The sequence below is a fragment of the Vibrio sp. Isolate33 genome (assembly GCF_022397895.1).
GTDB lineage: Bacteria > Pseudomonadota > Gammaproteobacteria > Enterobacterales > Vibrionaceae > Vibrio > Vibrio pomeroyi.
Genome location: NZ_JAKEUP010000011.1, coordinates 39,912 through 61,669 on the forward strand (window position 1 = coordinate 39,912; position 21,758 = coordinate 61,669).

24 protein-coding genes and 1 other RNA gene are annotated in these 21,758 nt (G+C 45.4%); 16 read left to right on the forward strand and 9 right to left on the reverse strand.

Annotated features, from left to right (window positions below; all coding sequences use genetic code 11):
* Positions 1-3: 3 nt before the first annotated feature.
* Positions 4-717, forward strand: coding sequence for an oxidative stress defense protein (locus L1D37_RS15605; RefSeq protein ID WP_239848406.1), 714 nt, complete (start codon positions 4-6; stop codon positions 715-717).
* A 117-nt stretch (positions 718-834) separates the two neighbouring features.
* On the opposite strand, the gene serA is transcribed toward L1D37_RS15605, so the two are convergent.
* The 5 genes from serA to zapA form a co-directional block, all read right to left on the reverse strand.
* Positions 835-2,064 (reverse strand): phosphoglycerate dehydrogenase, encoded by a 1,230-nt coding sequence (gene serA / locus L1D37_RS15610; protein WP_123301095.1) that lies wholly within the window; start codon positions 2,062-2,064, stop codon positions 835-837.
* Between the two features lie 261 nt (positions 2,065-2,325).
* Positions 2,326-2,982, reverse strand: coding sequence for a ribose-5-phosphate isomerase RpiA (gene rpiA / locus L1D37_RS15615; RefSeq protein WP_017629565.1), 657 nt, complete (start codon positions 2,980-2,982; stop codon positions 2,326-2,328).
* A 124-nt stretch (positions 2,983-3,106) separates the two neighbouring features.
* Complete coding sequence (locus L1D37_RS15620) at positions 3,107-3,706, reverse strand: 5-formyltetrahydrofolate cyclo-ligase (RefSeq protein WP_239848407.1); 600 nt, start codon at positions 3,704-3,706, stop codon at positions 3,107-3,109.
* Positions 3,707-3,712: 6 nt separating this feature from the next.
* Positions 3,713-3,895: non-coding RNA, 6S RNA (gene ssrS / locus L1D37_RS15625), on the reverse strand.
* Between the two features lie 11 nt (positions 3,896-3,906).
* Positions 3,907-4,215: a cell division protein ZapA gene (gene zapA, locus L1D37_RS15630; RefSeq protein ID WP_004735366.1), complete on the reverse strand. Its 309-nt coding sequence runs from the start codon at positions 4,213-4,215 to the stop codon at positions 3,907-3,909.
* Between the two features lie 308 nt (positions 4,216-4,523).
* On the opposite strand from zapA, the gene L1D37_RS15635 reads away from it, so the two are divergent.
* Genes L1D37_RS15635 through L1D37_RS15645 form a run of 3 tightly spaced genes read left to right on the forward strand, consistent with a single transcriptional unit; the run spans position 4,524 to position 7,537 of the window.
* Entirely contained in the window at positions 4,524-5,099 is a 576-nt protein-coding gene (locus tag L1D37_RS15635) for a YecA family protein (RefSeq protein ID WP_239848408.1), read from the forward strand.
* A gap of 23 nt (positions 5,100-5,122) precedes the next feature.
* Positions 5,123-6,301, forward strand: coding sequence for a 2-octaprenyl-6-methoxyphenyl hydroxylase (gene ubiH, locus L1D37_RS15640; protein ID WP_239848409.1), 1,179 nt, complete (start codon positions 5,123-5,125; stop codon positions 6,299-6,301).
* Positions 6,302-6,313: 12 nt separating this feature from the next.
* A complete protein-coding gene (locus L1D37_RS15645; RefSeq protein WP_239848410.1) occupies positions 6,314-7,537 on the forward strand; it encodes an FAD-dependent 2-octaprenylphenol hydroxylase in 1,224 nt (407 codons plus the stop codon).
* 125 nt (positions 7,538-7,662) lie between these two features.
* On the opposite strand, the gene L1D37_RS15650 is transcribed toward L1D37_RS15645, so the two are convergent.
* The 3 genes from L1D37_RS15650 to ygfZ form a co-directional block, all read right to left on the reverse strand.
* Positions 7,663-7,869, reverse strand: coding sequence for a DUF1107 domain-containing protein (locus L1D37_RS15650; protein ID WP_076678804.1), 207 nt, complete (start codon positions 7,867-7,869; stop codon positions 7,663-7,665).
* Between the two features lie 563 nt (positions 7,870-8,432).
* Complete coding sequence (locus L1D37_RS15655; protein WP_239848411.1) at positions 8,433-8,894, reverse strand: YbaK/EbsC family protein; 462 nt, start codon at positions 8,892-8,894, stop codon at positions 8,433-8,435.
* A gap of 4 nt (positions 8,895-8,898) precedes the next feature.
* Positions 8,899-9,870 (reverse strand): tRNA-modifying protein YgfZ, encoded by a 972-nt coding sequence (gene ygfZ, locus L1D37_RS15660; protein ID WP_239848412.1) that lies wholly within the window; start codon positions 9,868-9,870, stop codon positions 8,899-8,901.
* 167 nt (positions 9,871-10,037) lie between these two features.
* On the opposite strand from ygfZ, the gene L1D37_RS15665 reads away from it, so the two are divergent.
* Together L1D37_RS15665 and L1D37_RS24065 are read left to right on the forward strand one after the other, a co-directional pair.
* Positions 10,038-10,298, forward strand: a complete 261-nt coding sequence (locus L1D37_RS15665; RefSeq protein WP_004735374.1) for a succinate dehydrogenase assembly factor 2 — start codon at positions 10,038-10,040, stop codon at positions 10,296-10,298.
* The gene (locus L1D37_RS24065; protein WP_345779443.1) at positions 10,246-10,665 is read left to right on the forward strand and encodes a protein YgfX; all 420 of its coding nucleotides are present in this window, start codon (positions 10,246-10,248) and stop codon (positions 10,663-10,665) included. Before L1D37_RS15665 ends, L1D37_RS24065 begins: the two co-directional genes overlap by 53 nt.
* A gap of 97 nt (positions 10,666-10,762) precedes the next feature.
* Here L1D37_RS24065 and nadB read toward each other — a convergent pair whose 3' ends face one another.
* Positions 10,763-12,379 carry an L-aspartate oxidase gene (gene nadB / locus L1D37_RS15670; protein ID WP_176680453.1) on the reverse strand — a complete coding sequence of 539 codons (1,617 nt, stop codon included), beginning with the start codon at positions 12,377-12,379 and terminating at the stop codon, positions 10,763-10,765.
* Between the two features lie 390 nt (positions 12,380-12,769).
* Here nadB and rpoE point away from each other — a divergent pair, with 390 nt between their 5' ends.
* The 10 genes from rpoE (at position 12,770) to pdxJ (ending at position 21,744) form a co-directional block, all read left to right on the forward strand.
* Positions 12,770-13,348: an RNA polymerase sigma factor RpoE gene (gene rpoE, locus L1D37_RS15675; RefSeq protein WP_008223963.1), complete on the forward strand. Its 579-nt coding sequence runs from the start codon at positions 12,770-12,772 to the stop codon at positions 13,346-13,348.
* Positions 13,349-13,374: 26 nt separating this feature from the next.
* Positions 13,375-13,998 carry an RseA family anti-sigma factor gene (locus L1D37_RS15680; protein WP_017629574.1) on the forward strand — a complete coding sequence of 208 codons (624 nt, stop codon included), beginning with the start codon at positions 13,375-13,377 and terminating at the stop codon, positions 13,996-13,998.
* A complete protein-coding gene (gene rseB / locus L1D37_RS15685) occupies positions 13,995-14,957 on the forward strand; it encodes a sigma-E factor regulatory protein RseB (protein WP_239848413.1) in 963 nt (320 codons plus the stop codon). Before L1D37_RS15680 ends, rseB begins: the two co-directional genes overlap by 4 nt.
* Positions 14,954-15,424: a SoxR reducing system RseC family protein gene (locus tag L1D37_RS15690; protein ID WP_176680450.1), complete on the forward strand. Its 471-nt coding sequence runs from the start codon at positions 14,954-14,956 to the stop codon at positions 15,422-15,424. Before rseB ends, L1D37_RS15690 begins: the two co-directional genes overlap by 4 nt.
* Before the next feature lie 137 nt (positions 15,425-15,561).
* Positions 15,562-17,355, forward strand: a complete 1,794-nt coding sequence (lepA, locus tag L1D37_RS15695) for a translation elongation factor 4 (protein WP_017629577.1) — start codon at positions 15,562-15,564, stop codon at positions 17,353-17,355.
* Between the two features lie 245 nt (positions 17,356-17,600).
* Positions 17,601-18,497, forward strand: coding sequence for a signal peptidase I (gene lepB / locus L1D37_RS15700; protein WP_086711995.1), 897 nt, complete (start codon positions 17,601-17,603; stop codon positions 18,495-18,497).
* 26 nt (positions 18,498-18,523) lie between these two features.
* Entirely contained in the window at positions 18,524-19,201 is a 678-nt protein-coding gene (gene rnc / locus L1D37_RS15705; protein ID WP_017629579.1) for a ribonuclease III, read from the forward strand.
* Positions 19,194-20,165 (forward strand): GTPase Era, encoded by a 972-nt coding sequence (gene era / locus L1D37_RS15710; protein WP_017629580.1) that lies wholly within the window; start codon positions 19,194-19,196, stop codon positions 20,163-20,165. The genes rnc and era overlap by 8 nt, the downstream gene beginning before the upstream one ends.
* Before the next feature lie 116 nt (positions 20,166-20,281).
* Positions 20,282-21,010, forward strand: a complete 729-nt coding sequence (recO, locus tag L1D37_RS15715; RefSeq protein ID WP_026084110.1) for a DNA repair protein RecO — start codon at positions 20,282-20,284, stop codon at positions 21,008-21,010.
* Positions 21,007-21,744 carry a pyridoxine 5'-phosphate synthase gene (gene pdxJ / locus L1D37_RS15720; protein WP_017059040.1) on the forward strand — a complete coding sequence of 246 codons (738 nt, stop codon included), beginning with the start codon at positions 21,007-21,009 and terminating at the stop codon, positions 21,742-21,744. Before recO ends, pdxJ begins: the two co-directional genes overlap by 4 nt.
* The last annotated feature ends 14 nt before the right edge of the window (positions 21,745-21,758 follow it).

Consider the following 21,758-nt stretch of genomic DNA (forward strand, 5'->3'; position numbering starts at 1 on the left):
CTAATGAAGTTTGTACCAAAGATGTTAGCAACGTCTCTTACTCTTACTGCAGCGTTGAGTGCTGTGAGTTTTCCATCATTGGCTGACTCTCCATCCTTCCCGCATATTTCGACGACGGGCTACGGTGAAGTGATCGCAACACCAGATATGGCGACATTCTCTGTGAGAGTCGTGGAATCGACGATGACTGCTGAACAAGCTAAAAATACCGTTGATAAAGTAGTGACTGGCTTCCTCAATAAACTACACCAAGCTGGTGTTGAAGAGGCGAGCGTACACAGCTCTAACCTGTACCTATCTCCTCAATATCACTATCCAAAAGATGGCAAACCAGAATTGGTCGGCTACCGCGCTTCACGTAATGTGACCGTTCAAGTGAATGAGCTAGCTAATCTCAATGAGTACATGGATATTGCGATTGGAGAAGGTATTAATCAGATCGACAACATTCAGCTTCAAGTTCGTGATCAAGCTAAGTATCAAGAACAAGCGCGCTTAGAAGCCATCAAGGATGCGCGATCGAAAGCGAAATCATTAGCGAGTGGTTTTGAGCGTGAGCTAGGTGATGTTTGGCGTGTTGATTACAACGCACAATCTTCTCAGCCTGTGCTAATGCGTTCAATGGCTATGGATGCGAGAACAGAGTCGAACTCTTATGAAGATTCAACGATCACCATTCGTGATCGCGTTAATGTGATCTACCAGATCGAAGAGTAATGACATCGCTATAGAGGCTTTTGGATCATGATGATCTAATTACCTACGATAGGCCAAATACTAAAAAGGCTCTCATAATGAGAGCCTTTTTGTTTTTACTAATATCGAGTTCGATGATTAATGAAGTAGACGAGCACGGATTGTGCCTTCGATCTCTTTCAGTTTAAGCAGTGCTTCTTCTGAACGATCCGCTTCTACATCGATAACTACATAACCCATATCAGCCGCAGTCTGTAGGTACTGACCCGCGATGTTGATGCCTTCTTCAGCGAAGATGGTGTTAATCTGAGTTAGGATACCTGGGCGGTTTTCGTGAATGTGCAGTAAACGAGACGTGCCTGTGTGTAGTGGTAGAGATACCTCTGGGAAGTTAACACTTGATAGCGTAGAACCGTTATCTGAGTATTTCGCTAGCTTGCCAGCCACTTCAACACCGATGTTCTCTTGTGCTTCCTGAGTTGAACCACCTACGTGGGGCGTAAGAATCACGTTGTCGAACTGCATCAATGGAGACTCAAATGGGTCTGCATTGGTTTTTGGTTCAGTTGGGAAAACGTCGATCGCTGCACCTGCAAGGTGACCCGAATCTAGAGCGCCACACAGAGCTGGAATGTCTACCACTGTGCCACGTGCTGCGTTGATAAAGATAGAGCCAGGCTTCATGCGCTCGAACTCTTCTTTACCCATCATGTTCTTAGTTTCGTTGGTTTCAGGGACGTGCAAAGAGATCACATCACACTTATTCAACAGTTCCGTCATGGTGTGAACTTGCGTTGCGTTACCTAAAGACAGCTTGTTTTCGATGTCGTAGAAGTAAACGCGCATACCAAGGTTTTCCGCAATAATACCCAGTTGAGTACCAATGTGACCGTAACCAATAATACCTAAACGCTTACCACGAGCTTCGTAAGAGTTATCTGCACTCTTTTTCCAAATACCACGGTGCGCAAGAGCGTTCTTTTCTGGAATGCCACGCAGTAGCAATAGAACCTGACCAAGAACTAGCTCAGCAACACTTCGAGTGTTTGAGAACGGTGCGTTGAACACAGGGATGCCGCGCTTTGCTGCTGCTTGAAGGTTGACTTGGTTAGTACCAATACAGAAACAACCGACGGCAACCAGTTTTTCAGCCGCATCAATCACTTCTTGGGAGATGTTTGTGCGAGAACGGATACCAATGAAGTGAGCATCTTTAACTGCTTCAAGAAGTTCATCTTCCGGTAGCGAGCCTTTGTGGTACTCAATATTTGTGTAACCAGCAGCTTGCAGTACTTCTACAGAAGAAGGGTGAAGACCTTCTAGAAGTAGAATTTTTATTTTTTCTTTTTCCAGTGAAACTTTGGCCATTGTTCTCGTCCTTAAAATGGAAAGGTTGGGCAAATGCGGCGCACGTGCTACAAAATGGCTGAAAGGGGAACAAATTCACCACTTTGTTAGGAGACAAACGTTTTCCCTGTGCGTCTTCTGAACAATAAAGTAACAAAAAAAAAATGTTTTGGGTAAGAAAATTACGGAATAAGACATAATTTTACAGGTATAAAGCAAAAAAAACGGCGCCCTTGGGCACCGTATGTAATGAAGTAACAGAAAAACTCAATCTTCTATTATTTATTCTTCGATTTTTGCACCTTCTGGCGTGCCAGTGATAACCACATCAGCACCACGGTGAGCGAACAGACCAACCGTCACCACACCAGCGATACCATTGATGATATCTTCTAGTTGTTTTGGGTTTTCGATCGCCATGCCGTACACGTCTAGGATCATGTTGCCGTTATCGGTTGTGCAACCTTCGCGGTAAACTGGGTCACCACCAAGCTTTACTAGTTCACGTGCAACGTATGAACGCGCCATTGGAATCACTTCAACAGGCAGTGGGAATTTACCCAACACATCAACTGCTTTAGTGCCGTCAACAATACACACAAACTTATCAGAGATAGCCGCTACGATTTTTTCACGAGTCAGAGCAGCACCGCCGCCTTTGATCATGTCGCGAGTTGGGTTGATTTCATCTGCGCCATCAACATAGATGTCTAGCTTAGCGACATCGTTACACTCATACACTTTGATCTCTAGCTCTTCTAGTCGTTGGGTTGAAGCAACAGAGCTTGAAACCGCACCTTTGATTTTGTCTTTCATTGTGCCTAGTGCGTCGATGAAGTGATTTACTGTAGAGCCAGTACCTACACCTACAATGCTGCCTTCTTCAACATATTGAAGTGCTGCCCAGCCAGCTGCTTTTTTCATTTCATCTTGAGTCATGCCATTCTCCTGAATAAGGTCTTGCGCTTTGAATTAATCGTTTGCGTAATGATGAAGTTAACGTTTAGATATTGAGTTAACGTTTCTATATCGAGGTTAACGTTTGCGGCGCGATTATAGCGCTTTAATGGTCATTTTCCCATTGCCAAGTTTTACTCGGAGTCACGATTTTAGGTAAGGGAATGTCCCATTCTTCAATCGGTAAGGTATCGACATGTTGGCAATCGTGGGCCAAACCAATTGGAGTTGCGCCTTCGCCAGTCTCGAACCATTTCGCTAAGGTGCGATCGTAATATCCGCCACCCATTCCTAAGCGGTGACCATGAGAGTCAAAGCCGACAAGGGGCGTCAGGATGAGGTCGAGTTGCTGACAAGGTTTTACCAACATTTGATTCAGCTGGGGTTCTACAATGCCGTACTTATTTAAAACTGTAGAGGTGGTTGGAGAGTAGTGCAGAAATAACAGGTGTCCGGCAGAGAAGGGGTGCAATACTGGTAAATAAGTTTGCTTACCTTGCGACCATAACCATTCAATTAAAGGCTGGGTATCGAGCTCGCCATCAATCGAAATATAAAGAGCAATATGCTGAGCAGACTGAATCTCATCAAGCTGCGTGCACTGCTTAACTAGGTCTAAACCGGATTGAGTTTGTTGTTCGCCAGACAAGGCATTACGTTTGATACGGATCTGTTTGCGAAATTCGCTGCGTGTGAGCGTCTTCATAAGAAGGGATACCCCAAAGTGCCGTTGAGAATAGATGGCCCTTGAACCAGCGAGTTCAAGGCGGATCAGCAATGATTACCGTAGGCTTCTCGGCGGACCGAGCATGCTCAATAGCACTCAAGTACTAACCCTTAGGGATTGCTTATCGGCTCGGGGACGTGAATCCTCTGACAAACACTCCAGGGTAAATTTTGTGTACGCTATTGCTGTCCGTGCTTAACTTTACTGAGGACATCTGAAAGTGATGTCGTGAGCTGTTCCATTCGCTCGGTCAGTGCGTTTTGTTCATCATTTGCTTCAAACTTCTTGGTTTGTAATTCGTAGCAAATATTCAGAGCTGCGATAGTCAGCAGCTTCACTTCATTGGTTACCTTAGTACGTTCAGCCATCTCTTTCAATCGATTATCAAGATCGGCCGCCGCTGCAATCAATGACTCTTCTTGCCCAGGTGGACAATTTACTCGAGTCAGTTTTCCTAATATTTCAACGTCTACCGCTTGATTACTCATGATGGATGAACTCTTTAACGCGCTATTTTAAGGCTGTTGCCCTTCGCCATTTTTTGAGAAAGAAAAAGTGCAAGTACCGATGAGGAAGCAATCTCCTCTGAGGGAGAAACTATAGGTAAACCGCTATTAAGATTCAAGCTTTTCAGAGTGACTGTTTGTAAATGAGAGCTTGAGCACACAGTAATTCAGCAAATTGAACAATTGGTAGTCAGTCATCCTTCAATTGCTAGGGATCGATGCTTACCAGAATTGGGGTGAAGTGGTACGATTATACTATCGATATAAAGAATAACTGAGCGAGCTATCTGATGAGCGAAACTACTTTACCTGACTACCTAACGGTTGCGACTGAACTTCAATCGGCAAGTCTAGCCGTAACCCCTGCTGAGATGCATGGTTTATTAACGGGTATGTTAAGCGGAGGCTTAAACCTTGCAGATAAAAGCTGGCAACCACTTATCTTCGATTACACCAACGAAGGGATGGGCTGGCCAGATCGCGCGCTAACGTTAGCGGAAGCAACACTGAAAGTCACAACCAGCGAAATCACAGGCTCAGGCATGAAACTGTCCATGCTACTGCCAGACGAAGATGCAAGCGCGAGCGTGTTTGATCTTGCTGATGGTGTGTCTGATTGGATTAATCATTTCATCTCTGGTTTAGGTCTTGTCGGCGCTCAATTGAACAAAGCGTCTGAAGGCACTAAAGAAGCATTAGCTGATCTTGAAGAGATGGCGAAGCTAGGCATTGACGAAGAAGATGATCTGGAAGAGCAAGCACAACTTCTAGAACACGTTATTGAGCACGTAAAAGCGTGTGCATTAACGATTCATGCTGAATTTGGTGCACGCCCATCTGAAGATGCGGCGCCAACCATTCACTAATCGTTTGTCGGTTTGAGGTTATGATGGCTCAATATGATGTTGTAATTGCTGGTGGTGCAATGGCGGGGGCAACTTTAGCCCTAGCTCTGAATCACCTAAGTCAAGGTTCGTTGTCGATTGCGGTCGTTGAGCCTTATCAGGTTGATCATCAAGCTCACCCTGGGTTTGATTCTCGTTCGATCGCTTTGTCTTATGGCACGGTCCAGATCCTTGATTCATTGCACCTGTGGCAATCTATCGCTCCTGTCGCGACCCCGATTAAAGATATTCATGTATCAGATCGTGGGCATGCCGGAATGACGGATATCTATAGTGAAGAATTGGCTGTAGATGCACTTGGCTATGTGGTCGAATTAGCGGATGTAGGTCGAATCTATCAGCAGAAGCTGGAATCAGAGGCGGCAATTACGATGCTTTGCCCTGACTCAGTGGCGAAAATTGAACGCAGTGAATCACTGACGACTATTGACCTCAACAGTGGCCAAACCATAACGACTAAGTTACTGGTTGCGGCGGACGGTGCAATCTCAACCTGCTGCCAAGAACTCAATATCTCATTGAGTGAGCATGACTTTGAACAGGTTGCTGTGATTGCCAATATCGTGGCGAGCGAACCTCATCAAGGTCGAGCGTTTGAGCGTTTTACCCACCATGGGCCGGTTGCTCTATTGCCGATGAGCGATAACCGTTTATCTCTGGTTTGGTGTTTACCGCCTGAGCAAGCCGATAAAGTTATGGCTTTCAACGACGACGAATTCCTTGAACAGCTTCAGAGCGATTTTGGTTGGCGATTAGGTCGACTAGAAAAGGTTGGTAAGCGTGCAAGCTACCCACTGATTCTTCGTCATCGTAAGCAAAATATCTCTCATCGATTCGCGATTGTAGGCAATGCCGCTCAAACCCTTCACCCAATTGCTGGGCAAGGTTTTAACCTTGGTATTCGTGATGTGGCCTCTTTAGCGGAAGAATTGTGTACTCAGTTGGACGATGTCGGTCGTTACACTGGTCTTGTTAACTTTAGAAAACGTAGAGAACAAGACAGAGGCGCGACGATTACGCTGACATCAAGCCTCGTTCATCTGTTCTCAAACGATTTTTTGACTGCTCGTATCGGGCGTAATCTTGGGTTAGCCGTAATTGATAACCTTCCACCATTTAAAGGTCCACTTTTGCGTCATACGCTTGGCCTAGTAGAAAGATAAGGTAGATAAATAATGATGCAAAGTGTTGATATCGCGATTGTTGGTGGTGGCATGGTTGGCCTAGCGCTCGCGGCTGCATTGAAAGATAGCGATCTAAGAATTGCCGTGATTGAGGGTAAAGCGCCTAGCGAAGGTCTGAATGAATTACCGGATGTTCGTGTGTCGGCATTAAGCCGCTCTAGCGAGGTGATTCTGCGTAATCTAGACGCATGGCAAGGCATTGAACAAAGACGTGCTGCACCGTATCAAGCGATGGAAGTATGGGAACAAGATAGCTTTGCTCGTATTGAGTTTGACTCAACACGCTTGGCACAGCCTAATCTAGGTCATATTGTTGAGAATCGTGTGATTCAATTAGCGTTGCTTGAGCAGGTTAAGAAGCAAGACAACGTCAGCCTCTATATGCCTGCGACATGCAAAACAATGGCAATTGGCGAAAGTGAAGCATGGCTAACTCTAGACAACGGCCAAGCATTGACCGCTAAGTTAGTCGTCGGTGCGGATGGCGCAAATTCTTGGGTTCGTAAGCAGCAAGATATCCCATTAACACATTGGGATTACGGACACAGCGCAATTGTCGCGAACATCAAAACCACAGAACCGCACCACAGTGTTGCACGTCAAATATTCACACCTCAAGGTCCACTGGCATTCTTACCAATGCAACCGAGCAACATGAGCTCGATTGTTTGGTCGACTGAGCCGAATCGTGCCGAGAATCTCGTATCCATGTCGGATGCTGAATTCAATAAGCAGCTCACGGCAGAGTTCGATTCAAAGCTTGGATTGTGCGAAGTCGTCGGTGACCGTTTTGCTTTCCCACTGCGCATGCGATACGCACGAGACTTCGCTGTTGAGCGTGTGGCTTTGGTCGGTGATGCTGCCCATACCATTCACCCGCTAGCAGGGCAGGGCGTGAACCTTGGCTTACTAGATGCTGCAAGTTTAGCGCAAGAGCTGTTAAAGCTGTGGGCTGCTGGTGAAGACATTGGTACCAAGCGTAATCTACGTGGTTATGAGCGCTGGAGAAAAGCAGAAGCGGCGAAGATGATTGCTTCAATGCAGGGCTTTAAAGATCTGTTTGAAGGCGATAACCCGGCTAAGAAGCTGATTCGTGGCATCGGTATGAAGCTTGCGGGTCAATTGCCTGGTGCGAAAGATGAGATCATGAAGCGAGCACTTGGCCTTGCGGGCAACCTGCCTGATTTAGCAAAGCGCCCTGTGACTCATCGTTAGTCGTTTAATTTTCAGGTGATTAGTCACCTGAACTAACGCTTGAGCGCAGTTCTTAGCGTTATGGGAACGAAAAAAGGGTTGGCACATGCCAACCCTTTTTGTTTTGAATTCTTTAGATAATCAGATTATGCGTAAGCACAGCGCAGTTTCATGATTTCACTATTTATTTCTTTCACTGTTTTAAAGTGGCGCTTCTCTGCTCGATCTGGCAGGACTAGCTTGCCGTTATCAAACTCAAATTTCCCTACGCCGTAAATGTAGATTCGTCCTTTGAAAAGTCGACTTACATGTTTAGCAATCATACTCGGTGTATAGCGCTTAAACAGTCTCATTCTTAATTATCCTTATATTTACCTAGCCTGCACATTATAGAAAAACTCCGAGATAATAATTGTGATAAGCATGGAGTAATATGCAGTAGCGATGACGTTAATTAGATATTTGTGCTGTTCTAAGCACTTTCTACAGTAAATATCTATTTTTACGTGAGCTCCTCCCCAAAATAATACTGAGTCGTGAACTGCTGTGAACTTTCCTGTCCGGTATTAAGCAGTGGTAATGTTACAAGTATAAGAATAGGCGGGATTTTTTTGTTTGTGTAATCAAATTGTAAATTTTAGACATAAAAAAAGCCCGTCTAAAACGGGCGAATAGTCACAGATGCATTACACAAAAGTGGATACTGATGTTACTCAGTGGATTCACTTGTACTGATTTGCCTAAAGGCTAGCCAGTAAATTCACAATAACGCAGATTTTCCTTTATGACTACTTATGCTTTAATTTTGATTAACTATTTAATGTTGGCGTGTTTTTCTTATGACGAGCTTCACACTAAATATGTATCTAATGAAAACTTTGAAGAAGGTTTGCGATCAATTACGTCTTAGAGTGGCTCATCGACTGATCTCTGCAACGATTGGCGCGCATAACGCCATAAGATCCTCGAGATCAAGTGCAACGCCTGCCATTCGATCACCAGAGCTAATGGTCACGGTTGAGTTGTTCTGAATGGAAGGATCAAAAATGATCGGCATGTGCCTCTTTAGAGCAAGCGGACCGACACAACCAACCTTAAAGCCGGTGATGGATTCCACATCGGTGAGTGATACACAGGTCATTCTTCGGTAATTCAACACCGAGCGCACTTTCTTGGGGTCGACAGAGCGATCGCCAGCTGTACAGGCCAATGCATATTGGTTGCCCATATCCTTGAGCAGGATGCACTTGACCATTTGAGAGGCGTCGATGCCTCGTTCTTGCGCGGTTTCTTCGATGCTGGTGGTAGGTTTGTTTTGCATCAGCAGGCGATAGTCCACCTGCTGTTGATCCAGCCATTGTGTAATCAGTGTTTCCACGCGATTATTCGTCTTCTAGGCTGTAAGGCAGTGGCAGGATGTTCCATGTTTGATCAGGCTGTGCAGTCAATCGAAGTTGGACATCGTCATCAAGGTTGTTTGGCAATACCATCAAACCAATCGCTTGGTTATCAGCAAATTGATAGACGTTTAATAGTCGACCTGCACCACGCCAGTTCTCACCTACGCTGCGCTCTAGTTCAATAGGGTTCTCTAGAGACAATACGTCCGCAGTTGTGCCCGACACAATGCGCATCTCACGCTTGTTCATGCCGCGGTACTTAGCACGAGCAACCGTTTCTTGACCTGTGTAGCAGCCTTTTGAAAAGCTGATACCACCAATAGCTTGTAGGTTAAGCGCTTGAGGGATGTGTTCGTTTTGCTCTGCTTTCGATAGGTTAGGCTGAGCATCAAGAATTTCATGATACTGCCACAACGCTTCTGATACTTTCTCTGCAGCGCTGTTTGAGACTAAGGCTTCAGCGGCTTCTTCAGTCACAAGTAGAGCCCAGCGGTTATCTGATACTAGAACGGCTGTACCACCAGAGATAGCACGTACATTACCTTGGCTTTCTGAAATAGAATCAATGTATTGATTAGCAGACTTACCCATCACACCGATAACAACGTCAGACGTTTGCTCGATATCGACCTTAGAGAATACCGCGTACTTCTTGATTTCAACGAGCTCGACTTCAATCGCAGATTTAGGTTGCATGAGTGCGTAGCCACCGTTGTGATGGAACAAACGGAAGATACTCCATACCTTTCCTTTTGCATCACAGTGTGCGCCTAATGTGGATTCATCATTAGGAAGAGTCACGACGTCGCACGTTACTTGACCTTGCAGGTACGATTTTTTGTCATCGCCTACCATGGTAATTGCACTCCAATCTGACACGTGTGTCATCATCAGTTCTGGAAGCGAGTCATTTTGCGTATGAGCGTGCGGCTGAAATGTGTTTTTCCAATCCATTTTATCTTTCCTAAGAATTTTATTTGGCTCTATGTTAATCCTGTTCTGTTTCTTTGTCAGCCTAGGTTTTTTTGTGAGCTTAGATAGGGACTGTGACTCACATAGTAGTTGCAGAGCGTATGACTTGTTACACTCCGAGAAAGAAAAATTATAGGTGAGGATAGCCAATGTACACTGCAGAGCAGAAAGCACGAATTAAATGGGGTTGCCGTCGCGGCATGTTAGAACTTGATGTAGTCATCATGCCATTTTTCGAAGAGTGTTTTGATTCATTGCAAGAGCAGGAACAGCGCGAGTTTGTTTCTCTATTAGAGTGTGATGACCCAGATTTGTTTACTTGGGTGATGGGACACGGACGCAGTGAAAACCTAGGCCATGCATCAATGGTTGATAAAATTGTCGCACACAACCTCAGCAAGGTTCGTTAAGCTCAAGCTTAACCCTTCATATTCCGCATTATTCGCAAAAGGCACTGTTTTCGGGTGCCTTTTGTTTTTCATCGTCTTGTCTTCTATTCCACTTGTTGTCAGCCTTTATTGCTTGGCACTGCTGATTCATCTGTTTCAAACCAACCATCTGATTTTGAATAGTGCCCATGGCCGTTTTGATTATAAAGAGGATGGTGAGATTCGATTGAATGACCGACGCTATATTCTAAAATCCGTAGATAAGATCTGGGCGCAATTCTTTATTAAATTACAGTTTGAATGTGGGCACTCAGTCTTGTTGTGGCGGGATAGCTGTTGTGATCGTGAATATCGACATTTCTTGGCGAATCTGCAACGAACTGGTTAGAGAAATCAAAATATCAGGCTGAAAGCAATGACTGCAGATGAAAGAAAGGGAGCACTAGGCTCCCTTTTTTCGCATTTTATCTATCAATCTATCAAGATTAAGACTGGCTTTTCTCTGGTGTCAGAATGGTTGGGCCGCTGTCTTCAGCAAGCTCAGGGTAATCCAACGTGTAGTGAAGGCCGCGGCTCTCTTTACGTTGCATTGCACAGCGAACCATTAGTTCAGCGACTTGTAGCAAGTTACGCAGTTCTAACAGGTTGTTTGAAACCTTAAAGTTGCTGTAATACTCGTGAGTCTCTTGCTGCAACATCTGGATACGACGCATTGCGCGCTCAAGACGTTTATCAGTACGTACGATACCCATGTAATCCCACATGAATAGACGCAGCTCATGCCAGTTGTGCTGAATGATAACTTCTTCATCACTGTTAGTGACTTGGCTTTCATCCCATGCTGGTAGTTCTGCACACAGCTGAGATTGGTCGATATTCTCGACGATGTCTTTGGCTGCTGCCCATGCATAAACCACACACTCAAGCAGTGAGTTTGAAGCCATACGGTTCGCGCCGTGTAGGCCGGTGTAGCTCACTTCACCAATTGCATACAGATTTGCTAGGTCGGTTTGACCTTGCTTATTGACCATGACACCACCACAGGTGTAGTGGGCTGCAGGTACGATAGGAATCGGCTCTTTGGTCATGTCGATGCCCAAGTCCATCAAACGAGTGTGGATCATAGGGAAGTGCGCTGTAATGAATTCTTCAGGCTTGTGGCTGATGTCAACGTACATGCAATCAGCACCTAAGCGCTTCATTTCAAAGTCAATTGCACGAGCAACCACATCACGAGGAGCCAGTTCACCGCGCTCATCGAAGTCCTTCATGAAGCGAGAACCGTCTGGACGACGCAGGTACGCACCTTCACCACGCAATGCTTCCGTTAGTAGGAAGTTACGCGCTTCTGGGTGGAACAAGCAAGTTGGGTGGAATTGGTTGAACTCAAGGTTCGCCACACGACAACCTGCACGCCAAGCGATAGCAATACCATCACCTGAAGAGACATCTGGGTTAGACGTGTATTGGTAAACCTTTGAAGCGCCGCCAGTAGCTAACACTACAAATTTAGCGCGCACGGTTTCGACGTGTTCTTGGTTGCGGTTCCAAATGTAGGCACCGATAACTTTGTCTTTCGAACCACCAACCTTATCTTCAGTGATCAAATCCAACGCATTGTGGCGTTCGAAGATCTCGATGTTTGGGTGATTCTTTACATTATCTTGCAGTGAGGTTTGCATCGCCATGCCAGTGGCATCGGCAGCGTGCAGAATTCTGCGGTGGCTGTGTCCACCTTCACGAGTAAGGTGATACTTTGGCTGGCCTTCGGTGCTGTTCTCATCTTTATCAAATGGAACACCGCCATCAATTAGCCATTGCACACACTCTTTAGCATTTTCAGCAATGAATTGAACTGTATCTTCTTCACATAACCCAGCCCCAGCAATTTGAGTATCTTCTACATGAGACTCAATACTGTCCGACTCATCGAACACCGCGGCGATACCACCTTGTGCGTAATACGTCGATCCTTCGCTGCGTGGTCCTTTGCTTAATACAATTACTTTTGCATGTTCTGCTACGCGTAAGGCTAATGACAAGCCTGCCGCACCACTTCCTACCACTAATACATCACACTGATGTTCACGGTTTGCGTTCATAAAACTTATTAAATCCCGGGCTATAGTCGAGTTGTCCACTCTCAATTGACTTTGTCTTGTTTTAGGACTTGCGGTAAGACTGTTATAATCTCCCCAGAGTCATCCTAAAACGCTACGCAAAATCAATATATAGACAGCTATCTAGAAATATTTAATTGCTCAATACCATTGCTTTTGCTTAAGGTTTCCCCAAATTGATAGGGATAGCTATTTTTATTACATCACATTGTGAAACAATAATGGCAAATAATTTTAAGAAAGTTGGAACTTTCGGTATTTGGCTTAGTCACAATAGTGCTCTTGTAGACGGTGGTGTCAATACTACATTTCGCATAATTAGTACCCATATCTGTGAAGGTGAGGGTTATAACAATAGGAGTACCCGCTCGAATGAACGAGCAGCTAACCGATCAAGTGTTGATTGAGCGAGTTCAGAGTGGAGATAAGCAGGCATTTAACTTACTAGTGGTTAAGTATCAAAACAAAGTTTGTAATCTTATCTCTCGATACGTGAATAATTCCGGTGATGTACCTGATGTAGCACAAGAAGCTTTTATTAAAGCTTACCGCGCGATACCTAACTTTCGCGGCGAGAGTGCCTTCTATACATGGTTATACCGAATTGCCGTGAACACCGCTAAAAATCATATTGTTGCCCAGAGCCGCAGGCCGCCAGCAACAGATGTAGATGCAGAAGATGCTGAATATTACGAAACAGGCAGCGCGTTAAAAGAAATATCGAACCCTGAGAACTTAACGCTGTCAAAAGAATTGAAACAAGTCGTTTTTGGAGCGATTGAAGCGCTGCCAGAAGACTTAAAAACTGCAATGACGCTGCGTGAGCTTGAAGGTTTGAGCTACGAAGAGATTGCAGAAGTAATGGATTGCCCTGTAGGAACCGTACGTTCGCGTATTTTCCGAGCTCGTGAAGCAGTGGAAAAGAAAATTAAACCTCTTTTGCAACGCTAGAACTTGTAATAATTATGGTGAAAATAATGGCTGATAAAGAAAAGCTTTCGGCACTCATGGATGGTGAAACGATCGATAAAGCTCTCATTGTAGACCTTGAATCTGATCAAGAAAGCATGAATACCTGGCAGAGTTACCATTTAATTGGTGATGTAATGCGTGGGGATGCGCCAGAAACTCAAGATTGGAACATTGCTGACAGTGTGGCAGCGGCGCTTGAAGCTGAGCCTGCACATAGTGCAATGCCGAACCTGCACCAAGTGAATGTTGAACCTACTGTTGCTCCAATTGAAGAGCAGCCGAAACCTCAGCAAGCGAAGCGTCAGCTTCCTGCGTGGTTACAGCAGTTTGGACAAGTTGCCGTGGCAGCCTGTGTATCGCTAGCCGTTGTACTCGGTGTTCAGCAATATGGTGGCAGCGACCCTGCAGCACCTGAGCAATTGCCTGTACTACAGACGATTCCATTTGCGGGTTCTGCGGAACCAGTAAGCTTAACGCGCGACTCTGTTGAGAAGCCGGCATCTGAAGCTAACTTGCAAGAGCAACGTAAACGCGTTCATGCAATGTTAGAAGATTATGAGCTACAACTAAGATTAAACAGTGATGCATCTCCAATGCAAGATGCACATCTAGAATCGGACATTGAATGAAGAAAATCCTGGTCAGTGCACTGACACTGTTCAGCTTGATGTCTCCAGCAGCCTTTGCAGAGGAACCCACTGCAAAGGCCTTGTTGCATCAAATGAACGAGGCCAGTCAGCATCTAAATTACGAACTCTCCTACATATTGATAAAGAAGAGCAGTATTGAACCTCTGCTTTATCGTCATGCAGTTAACGACGACCAACAACTTGCACACCTTGTTTACCTAAGCGGCCCTGTTCGTGAGGTCATTCGACGTGGCAATGAAGTTAGCTACATAGAACCGGGTACAGAGCCATTTACCATTCAATCGGGCAGCATGGTTGCACCTGTCATTCCGATGATTAACCGAGATATCGACTCTCTTAACCAATACTACGACTTCGTAAAAGTTGGACGCTCTCGTGAAGCGGGCAGCACCACACAAGTATTGCGCGTCGTGCCGAAAGATGGCCTTCGTTACTCATACGTAGTTTGGGTCGACGAGAAAACGAACCTTCCTCTGCGTGCCGATCTCTTAGATCGTGACGGTGAAGTGCTTGAACAGTACCGCACTATTTCTTACGTGGTGAATGACAAGATCGCAGAAGCGATGGGTGGTTTAAACCAAGCGAAATTGCCGAAGGTTTTATCACTACCTGAAGGCTTGGTAAGTGATACCAACTGGCAAGCGTCTTGGGTGCCAGAAGGGTTTAAGTCGAAAGAGCTTAGCCGTTACCAAATGGCAGCGACCGAAAAAATGGTCGAGAGTCAGCTTTTCAGTGATGGATTGTTTAGCTTTTCGGTGTACATCGCCGATAAAGATGAACATTCATTGAAAGGGCAACTGGTACGCCAAGGACGCAGAACCTTACACAGCTTAGTGATTGGCGACCGAGAAATCTCCGTGGTTGGTGATATTCCGCCAGCAACGGCCAAGCGAATTGCTCAGTCAGTTACGTTCAATAATTCGGCACCAGCGCAATGATGACCGCGCTGGCGACCGTTAGCTCAGTCGAACAAAAAGGTAAGCAATATTTTGTTCAACTGAGCTGCGAACAACAAACCAGTTGCAGCAGCTGCTCTTCTCAAAAAAGCTGTGGAACCGGTATCGTCACCAAGGCTGTAGGCAATAAATCGTTGTTTTGGCAGCTTAAAACCAAAAGCCTTGTTAAAGCCGGACAAATCGTAGAGATCGGCTTCCCAGAAAAAAGCCTGCTTCAGTCGGCAGCTATCGTTTACCTCATCCCACTTTTCATGTTGATGATTGGTGCTGGCGTTGGACAACTCTTGTTACAACCCTTACTCCAAGGGGGCGAGGGGATTGTTATACTCTGTGCTGCACTATTTACTGCTGGTGGTATTGCCTTAGCGAAGCGGCTAGCCAAACCTATGGAAGACAAATCCAAGCAAGAAGTCGTCTTGATTCGAATCCTAGGTGAGTCTCTCGTCTAATTTATGATGCTTATTGCCCTTAAATTGGGTAGAATCTGCCAACTTGATTGAAATGCCGCCACCAATGCTGATGCTAGATTGGAAGCATAGCGGCTTTCTTATTATCCCTATTCAAAGAGTTTAGTCACACCAAGCCTATGAAGCACATTCGTAATTTTTCGATTATCGCCCACATCGACCACGGTAAGTCGACCCTTTCTGACCGCTTAATCCAAGTTTGTGGAGGATTAAGTGAACGTGAGATGGCAGCTCAAGTCCTCGATTCTATGGATATAGAACGCGAGCGTGGTATTACAATTAAAGCGCAGAGTGTGACTTTAGATTACAAAGCTAAAGATGGTGAGACTTACCAACTTAACTTTATCGACACTCCTGGACACGTAGACTTCTCGTACGAAGTATCTCGTTCTCTAGCGGCTTGTGAAGGCGCACTACTTGTAGTGGATGCTGGTCAAGGTGTTGAAGCACAAACTCTAGCAAACTGTTACACAGCAATCGAAATGGAACTGGAAGTGGTGCCAATCTTGAACAAGATTGACCTACCAGCTGCGGAACCTGAGCGTGTTGCTGAAGAGATCGAAGAGATCGTTGGCATCGATGCGATGGAAGCGACTCGCTGTTCTGCGAAAACAGGTTTAGGTGTTGATGATGTTCTAGAAAACATCGTAACGGCTATCCCACCACCGGAAGGTGATCCTGAAGCGCCTCTACAAGCGTTGATCATTGACTCTTGGTTCGATAACTACCTTGGCGTTGTTTCTTTGGTTCGTATCAAGAACGGTACATTGAAGAAGAACGACAAGATTCGCGTAATGTCGACAGACCAAGTTTGGGGTGTTGACCGTCTAGGTATCTTCACACCTAAGCAAATCGACACCACTGAGCTAAATACTGGCGAAGTAGGTTGGGTTGTTTGTGGTATTAAAGACATCCTAGGTGCACCGGTTGGTGATACGTTGACGCTTGCTAAAGGCGGCAGCACTGAACGTCTACCTGGTTTCCAAAAAGTGAAGCCTCAGGTATACGCAGGCCTGTTCCCTGTTTCATCTGATGACTACGAAAACTTCCGTGATGCACTAGGCAAACTAAGCCTGAACGATGCGTCATTGTTCTTCGAACCAGAAAGTTCGGCAGCACTTGGTTTTGGTTTCCGTTGTGGCTTCTTAGGAATGCTTCACATGGAGATCATCCAAGAGCGTCTAGAGCGTGAATACGACCTAGACCTAATCACAACTGCTCCAACAGTAGTGTATGAAGTCGTAAAAACAGATAAAACGGTTCTTTACGTTGATAGCCCGGCTAAACTGCCAGCGGTTAATGACCTAGAAGAAATTCGTGAGCCAATTGCACGCTGTAATATTTTGGTACCTTCGGACTACCTAGGTAACGTAATCACACTGTGTGTTGAGAAGCGTGGCGTACAAGTAGACATGGTTTACCACGGTAACCAAGTTGCTGTGACATACGATCTTCCTATGGCAGAAGTAGTTCTAGACTTCTTCGACCGTCTGAAATCAACGTCTCGTGGTTACGCATCATTGGATTACAACTTCCAACGTTACGAGCCATCAAACATGGTACGTGTAGACGTATTGTTGAATGGCGAAACGGTTGATGCACTGGCTATCATCACGCACAAAGACATTGCTCAGTCTCGTGGTCGTCTACTGGTTGAGAAGATGAAAGAATTCATCCCTCGTCAGATGTTCGATATCGCGATTCAAGCAGCGATTGGTAACCACATCATTGCTCGTTCTACAGTGAAACAACTGCGTAAGAACGTAATCGCAAAATGTTACGGTGGTGATATCAGTCGTAAGAAGAAACTTCTTAAGAAACAGAAAGAAGGTAAGAAGCGTATGAAGCAGATCGGTAACGTTGAACTGCCTCAAGAAGCATTCTTAGCGATTCTTCATGTTGGTAAAGACTAGGTATCAATCGCACTAACTACCTGCTGAACATTACTGGTTAAAATCGTTTATTTCTTTGTTGCAAAGATTGTAATTAGGCCCACTAGTCACTGCACTTTGCGCCTCGAACTAAACGATTTTTCCTGCGTAATCTCCCCAGCATTTAGTCAGCATGATTGATACAGATTAGAAATATTAAGCAGAGTGAAAGGGTTATACTCTTTCACTTTCGTTATTTTTAAAGAAATGAAATTTAAGGGATATCAATGGCTAATACATTTTCGCTTATCTTAGTGATCGTAACTCTAGTGACTGGCATTGTATGGGCGTTGGAAAAGTTTGTGTGGGCGAAGAAGCGCCAACAAAAACTGGCTGACGTTGAAGCACAATCGAATGGCCTAGACGCTGAAACCAGCGCAAAAGTTACGGCTCAGCCTTGGTGGGTTGAGAACAGTGTTTCCATTTTCCCGGTAATTGCATTTGTTTTGGTTCTGCGTTCATTTATTTATGAACCGTTTCAAATCCCTTCTGGCTCGATGATGCCAACGCTTTTGGTTGGCGACTTCATCTTGGTAGAGAAGTACGCGTACGGTCTAAAAGACCCTGTATGGCGCACTCAATTGGTAGAAACGGGCAAGCCAGAGCGTGGTGATTCAATCGTATTTAAGTACCCACCTCAGCCTAACATCGACTACATCAAGCGTGTTGTTGGTATGCCAGGTGACACCATCCGCTACAGCAGTCGTAAAGAGATTTGCATTCAAGCGAAGGGTACAAGTAGCTGTGAACCAGTAAAATTAAGTAACGTTGAAGAAAGCCAATTTGTTCAAGATGGTGTGCCTCTGATTCAGCTGAATGAACAGCTTGGAGACGTAGAGCACCAAATTTTAGTTAACCCATTACGCCGCGACCGTGTGCAAGCATACCAGCCTCGCAATGGTGTTAACGAGTGGGTCGTTCCAGAAGGCCAGTACTTTGTGATGGGTGATAACCGTGACAACAGTGCTGATAGCCGTTACTGGGGCTTTGTCCCTGAAGCAAACCTTGTTGGTAAGGCCGTTGCTATTTGGATCAGCTTCGAGTTCGAACGTGGTTCAGACAGTGTACTTCCAACATGGATTCCTACTGGTGTGCGTTTTAATCGCATCGGTGGGATTCATTAATCGATCAATTAACACATCGAGAGAGCATGAATTCTCCAATTGATAAACTAGAGAGAAAGATTGGCTATCAGTTTAATGATGCCGATCTTATCCACTTGGCGCTGACTCACCGCAGCGCCGCAGGTAAACATAACGAACGTCTTGAGTTTCTGGGCGATTCAATTTTAAGTTTTGTTATCGCTGATGATCTTTACCACCGTTTTCCTAAGGTAAACGAAGGTGATATGAGCCGCATGCGCGCAACATTAGTACGTGGTCATACATTGGCAGAACTAGGTCGTGAATTCGAACTAGGAGATTACTTAAAATTAGGTCCAGGTGAGTTGAAGAGTGGCGGTTTCCGTCGTGATTCTATTCTAGCGGATGCAGTTGAAGCGATCATCGGCGCTGTCTATTTAGATAGTGATACTGAGACGGTTCGCGGCATTATTTTAAGCTGGTACCAATCTCGCCTAGAAGCAATTCAGCCTGGAGTATCTCAAAAAGATCCGAAAACTCGTCTTCAAGAGTTTTTGCAAGGTCGAAGAAATCCTCTACCTGTCTACACAGTGACTAATATTAAAGGTGAAGCACACAACCAAGAATTTACGGTTGAGTGTGAAGTGGCAGGTGTGGATAAACCTGTTATCGGTAAAGGCACTAGCCGCCGCAAGGCAGAACAAGCGGCTGCTGAAACAGCATTAGAGCAACTAAGCAATGTCTGATAACAACCAAGATTTCGATATCGATGCATTCTTTTCATCTGATAGCAAACAAACAGGCCTACCGGAAAACCAACACTGTGGCTTCATCGCTATTGTCGGTCGCCCAAATGTAGGTAAGTCGACGCTTCTGAACCATATTCTGGGTCAGAAGATCTCTATTACATCACGTAAACCACAGACGACACGTCACCGTATTATGGGCGTGGAAACTGAAGGTGATTACCAAGCGATCTTCGTTGATACTCCTGGACTTCATATTGAAGAAAAGCGTGCAATCAACCGTTTGATGAACCGTGCGGCGAACAGCTCACTGAGTGATGTAAACCTAGTATTCTTCCTTGTCGACGGTACTCACTGGACTGACGACGATGAAATGGTTCTGAACAAACTGAAGAAGACCGACTTCCCAGTTGTACTTTGCATCAACAAAGTAGATAACGTTCAAGACCGTACGAACGTCATGCAACACATGATGGAAGTTTCTAAGAAGATGGACTTCATTGATGTTGTGCCAATCTCTGCGAAGCAAGGTAAGAACATTGATGTACTGCGTAAGCACGTACGTGAACACTTACCAAAAGCGACTCACCACTTCCCAGAAGAATACGTGACGGATCGCTCGCAACGCTTTATGGCATCTGAAATTATCCGTGAAAAGCTAATGCGCTTTACGGGTGACGAGCTACCTTACTCGGTAACGGTTGAAATTGAACGCTTCGATTACAACCCAGATAACGATGGTTTCCACATCAATGCTCTGATTCTTGTTGAACGTACTGGTCAGAAGAAAATGGTGATTGGTAAAGCGGGCGAGAAGATCAAAACGATTGGTCGTGAAGCGCGTATCGATATGGAAGAGCTATTCGGTCGTAAGGTTTACCTAGAGACTTGGGTCAAGGTTAAATCTGGCTGGGCTGATGATGAGCGTGCACTTCGTTCGTTAGGCTACATCGACGATCTATAATATATTGAACGTCACTTTCTAATAGTAAAAATTGACAAGTAAGAAAGTTGAACTGAAGATAAATCCAAGAGAGAGTGCGAACTCTCTCTTTTTGTATCTGTAATAAGGGTAAGTGATTGAGCGAAGGGTTACAGCGATGCTTTGTGTTGCACCGTCGACCATACAGTGAGTCGAGTCTGATCTTGGACGTCTTCAGTGAAGAGTTCGGTCGGATGACGTTGATGTCTAAAGGCGCACGCAGCAAGCGTTCCAATTTGAAAGGTGCATTGCAGCCTTTTACGCCGCTACTGCTTAAGTGGTCTGGTAATGGTTCGATGAAAACCTTACGCCAAGCTGAACCTATCAGCTTGGGGCTTCCTCTTGCGGGTATAAACCTGTATTCCGCCATGTATGTGAATGAGCTCATCGGCCGCGTATTGATGGCTGAAGTACCCATGCCTGCACTTTTTCACGACTATCTTCATGCTTTAACAGAGCTCGCGCATAATGAGAACCCTGAGCCAGCACTGCGTCGTTTTGAGTTGGCTCTGTTATCTGCAATGGGCTATGGGGTCGACTTTTTACACTGCGCAGGCACAGGTGAAGCCATCGATCCAACCATGACTTATCGTTACCGAGAGCAGAAAGGTTTCATCGCTTCAGTGCGTCGAGATAACCTGACTTTTATGGGCGATGAACTTATTGCAATCAGCGAACGTAGGTTTATCACTAAAGAGCAGTTAAAAGCGGCAAAACGCTTTACACGCATAGCCTTAAAGCCGTATCTTGGCGGCAAACCATTAAAAAGTAGAGAGCTATTTATGCCAACAATAGCCCTCTCTAGAGCACGGAGTATTGGAAAATGAGCTCAATCCTTTTAGGCGTTAATATCGACCATATTGCAACACTACGTAATGCACGTGGTACTAAATACCCAGATCCAGTACACGCAGCTGAAATTGCTGAACGTGCTGGTGCAGACGGCATTACTATTCACTTGCGTGAAGACCGTCGTCATATCGTTGATCGCGATGTGCGTATTCTGGCTGAAACACTTCAAACTCGCATGAACTTGGAGATGGCCGTAACGGACGAGATGGTTCAAATTGCACTCGATACTAATCCTGAGTTTGTTTGTCTGGTTCCCGAAAAACGTGAAGAGCTAACCACTGAAGGTGGCTTGGACGTGGTTGGTCAGCTTGAGAAGATCAAAGCGGCGACGCAAAAACTGTCTGCAGCGGGCATCAAGGTATCTCTATTTATCGATGCTGACCGTGAGCAAATTGACGCAGCAAAAGCGTGTGGTGCACCGTTCATTGAACTGCACACGGGTCACTATGCTGATGCTAAGACAGAAGAAGACCAACAAGACGAGCTTAAGAAGATCGCAGCAGGCGCAAGCTATGCAGATGACCTAGGTATCACAGTCAATGCGGGTCATGGTCTGACTTACCACAACGTTGCGCCAATTGCGGCACTTCCAGAGATCTACGAGTTGAACATCGGTCACTCGATCATGGGACGTGCAGTGTTTGATGGCTTAAACAAAGCCGTTGCAGACATGAAAGCAATTATGGAAACAGCACGTAACAACGCTTAGTTCGGCAAGTCGTC

Excerpts from the sequence above, each read along its gene's own strand:
- L1D37_RS15680 (WP_017629574.1), top strand. The coding sequence starts at position 13,375 with ATGGCTGATAAAGAAAAGCTTTCGGCACTCATGGATGGTGAAACGATC.
- serA (WP_123301095.1), bottom strand. The coding sequence starts at position 2,064 with ATGGCCAAAGTTTCACTGGAAAAAGAAAAAATAAAAATTCTACTTCTA.
- L1D37_RS15605 (WP_239848406.1), top strand. The coding sequence starts at position 4 with ATGAAGTTTGTACCAAAGATGTTAGCAACGTCTCTTACTCTTACTGCA.
- rnc (WP_017629579.1), top strand. The coding sequence starts at position 18,524 with ATGAATTCTCCAATTGATAAACTAGAGAGAAAGATTGGCTATCAGTTT.
- era (WP_017629580.1), top strand. The coding sequence starts at position 19,194 with ATGTCTGATAACAACCAAGATTTCGATATCGATGCATTCTTTTCATCT.
- ubiH (WP_239848409.1), top strand. The coding sequence starts at position 5,123 with ATGGCTCAATATGATGTTGTAATTGCTGGTGGTGCAATGGCGGGGGCA.
- L1D37_RS15690 (WP_176680450.1), top strand. The coding sequence starts at position 14,954 with ATGATGACCGCGCTGGCGACCGTTAGCTCAGTCGAACAAAAAGGTAAG.
- rpoE (WP_008223963.1), top strand. The coding sequence starts at position 12,770 with ATGAACGAGCAGCTAACCGATCAAGTGTTGATTGAGCGAGTTCAGAGT.
- zapA (WP_004735366.1), bottom strand. The coding sequence starts at position 4,215 with ATGAGTAATCAAGCGGTAGACGTTGAAATATTAGGAAAACTGACTCGA.
- nadB (WP_176680453.1), bottom strand. The coding sequence starts at position 12,379 with ATGAACGCAAACCGTGAACATCAGTGTGATGTATTAGTGGTAGGAAGT.
- pdxJ (WP_017059040.1), top strand. The coding sequence starts at position 21,007 with ATGAGCTCAATCCTTTTAGGCGTTAATATCGACCATATTGCAACACTA.
- rpiA (WP_017629565.1), bottom strand. The coding sequence starts at position 2,982 with ATGACTCAAGATGAAATGAAAAAAGCAGCTGGCTGGGCAGCACTTCAA.
- rseB (WP_239848413.1), top strand. The coding sequence starts at position 13,995 with ATGAAGAAAATCCTGGTCAGTGCACTGACACTGTTCAGCTTGATGTCT.
- lepB (WP_086711995.1), top strand. The coding sequence starts at position 17,601 with ATGGCTAATACATTTTCGCTTATCTTAGTGATCGTAACTCTAGTGACT.
- L1D37_RS15665 (WP_004735374.1), top strand. The coding sequence starts at position 10,038 with ATGTACACTGCAGAGCAGAAAGCACGAATTAAATGGGGTTGCCGTCGC.
- ygfZ (WP_239848412.1), bottom strand. The coding sequence starts at position 9,870 with ATGGATTGGAAAAACACATTTCAGCCGCACGCTCATACGCAAAATGAC.
- L1D37_RS15635 (WP_239848408.1), top strand. The coding sequence starts at position 4,524 with ATGAGCGAAACTACTTTACCTGACTACCTAACGGTTGCGACTGAACTT.
- lepA (WP_017629577.1), top strand. The coding sequence starts at position 15,562 with ATGAAGCACATTCGTAATTTTTCGATTATCGCCCACATCGACCACGGT.
- L1D37_RS24065 (WP_345779443.1), top strand. The coding sequence starts at position 10,246 with ATGCATCAATGGTTGATAAAATTGTCGCACACAACCTCAGCAAGGTTC.
- L1D37_RS15620 (WP_239848407.1), bottom strand. The coding sequence starts at position 3,706 with ATGAAGACGCTCACACGCAGCGAATTTCGCAAACAGATCCGTATCAAA.
- L1D37_RS15645 (WP_239848410.1), top strand. The coding sequence starts at position 6,314 with ATGATGCAAAGTGTTGATATCGCGATTGTTGGTGGTGGCATGGTTGGC.
- L1D37_RS15650 (WP_076678804.1), bottom strand. The coding sequence starts at position 7,869 with ATGAGACTGTTTAAGCGCTATACACCGAGTATGATTGCTAAACATGTA.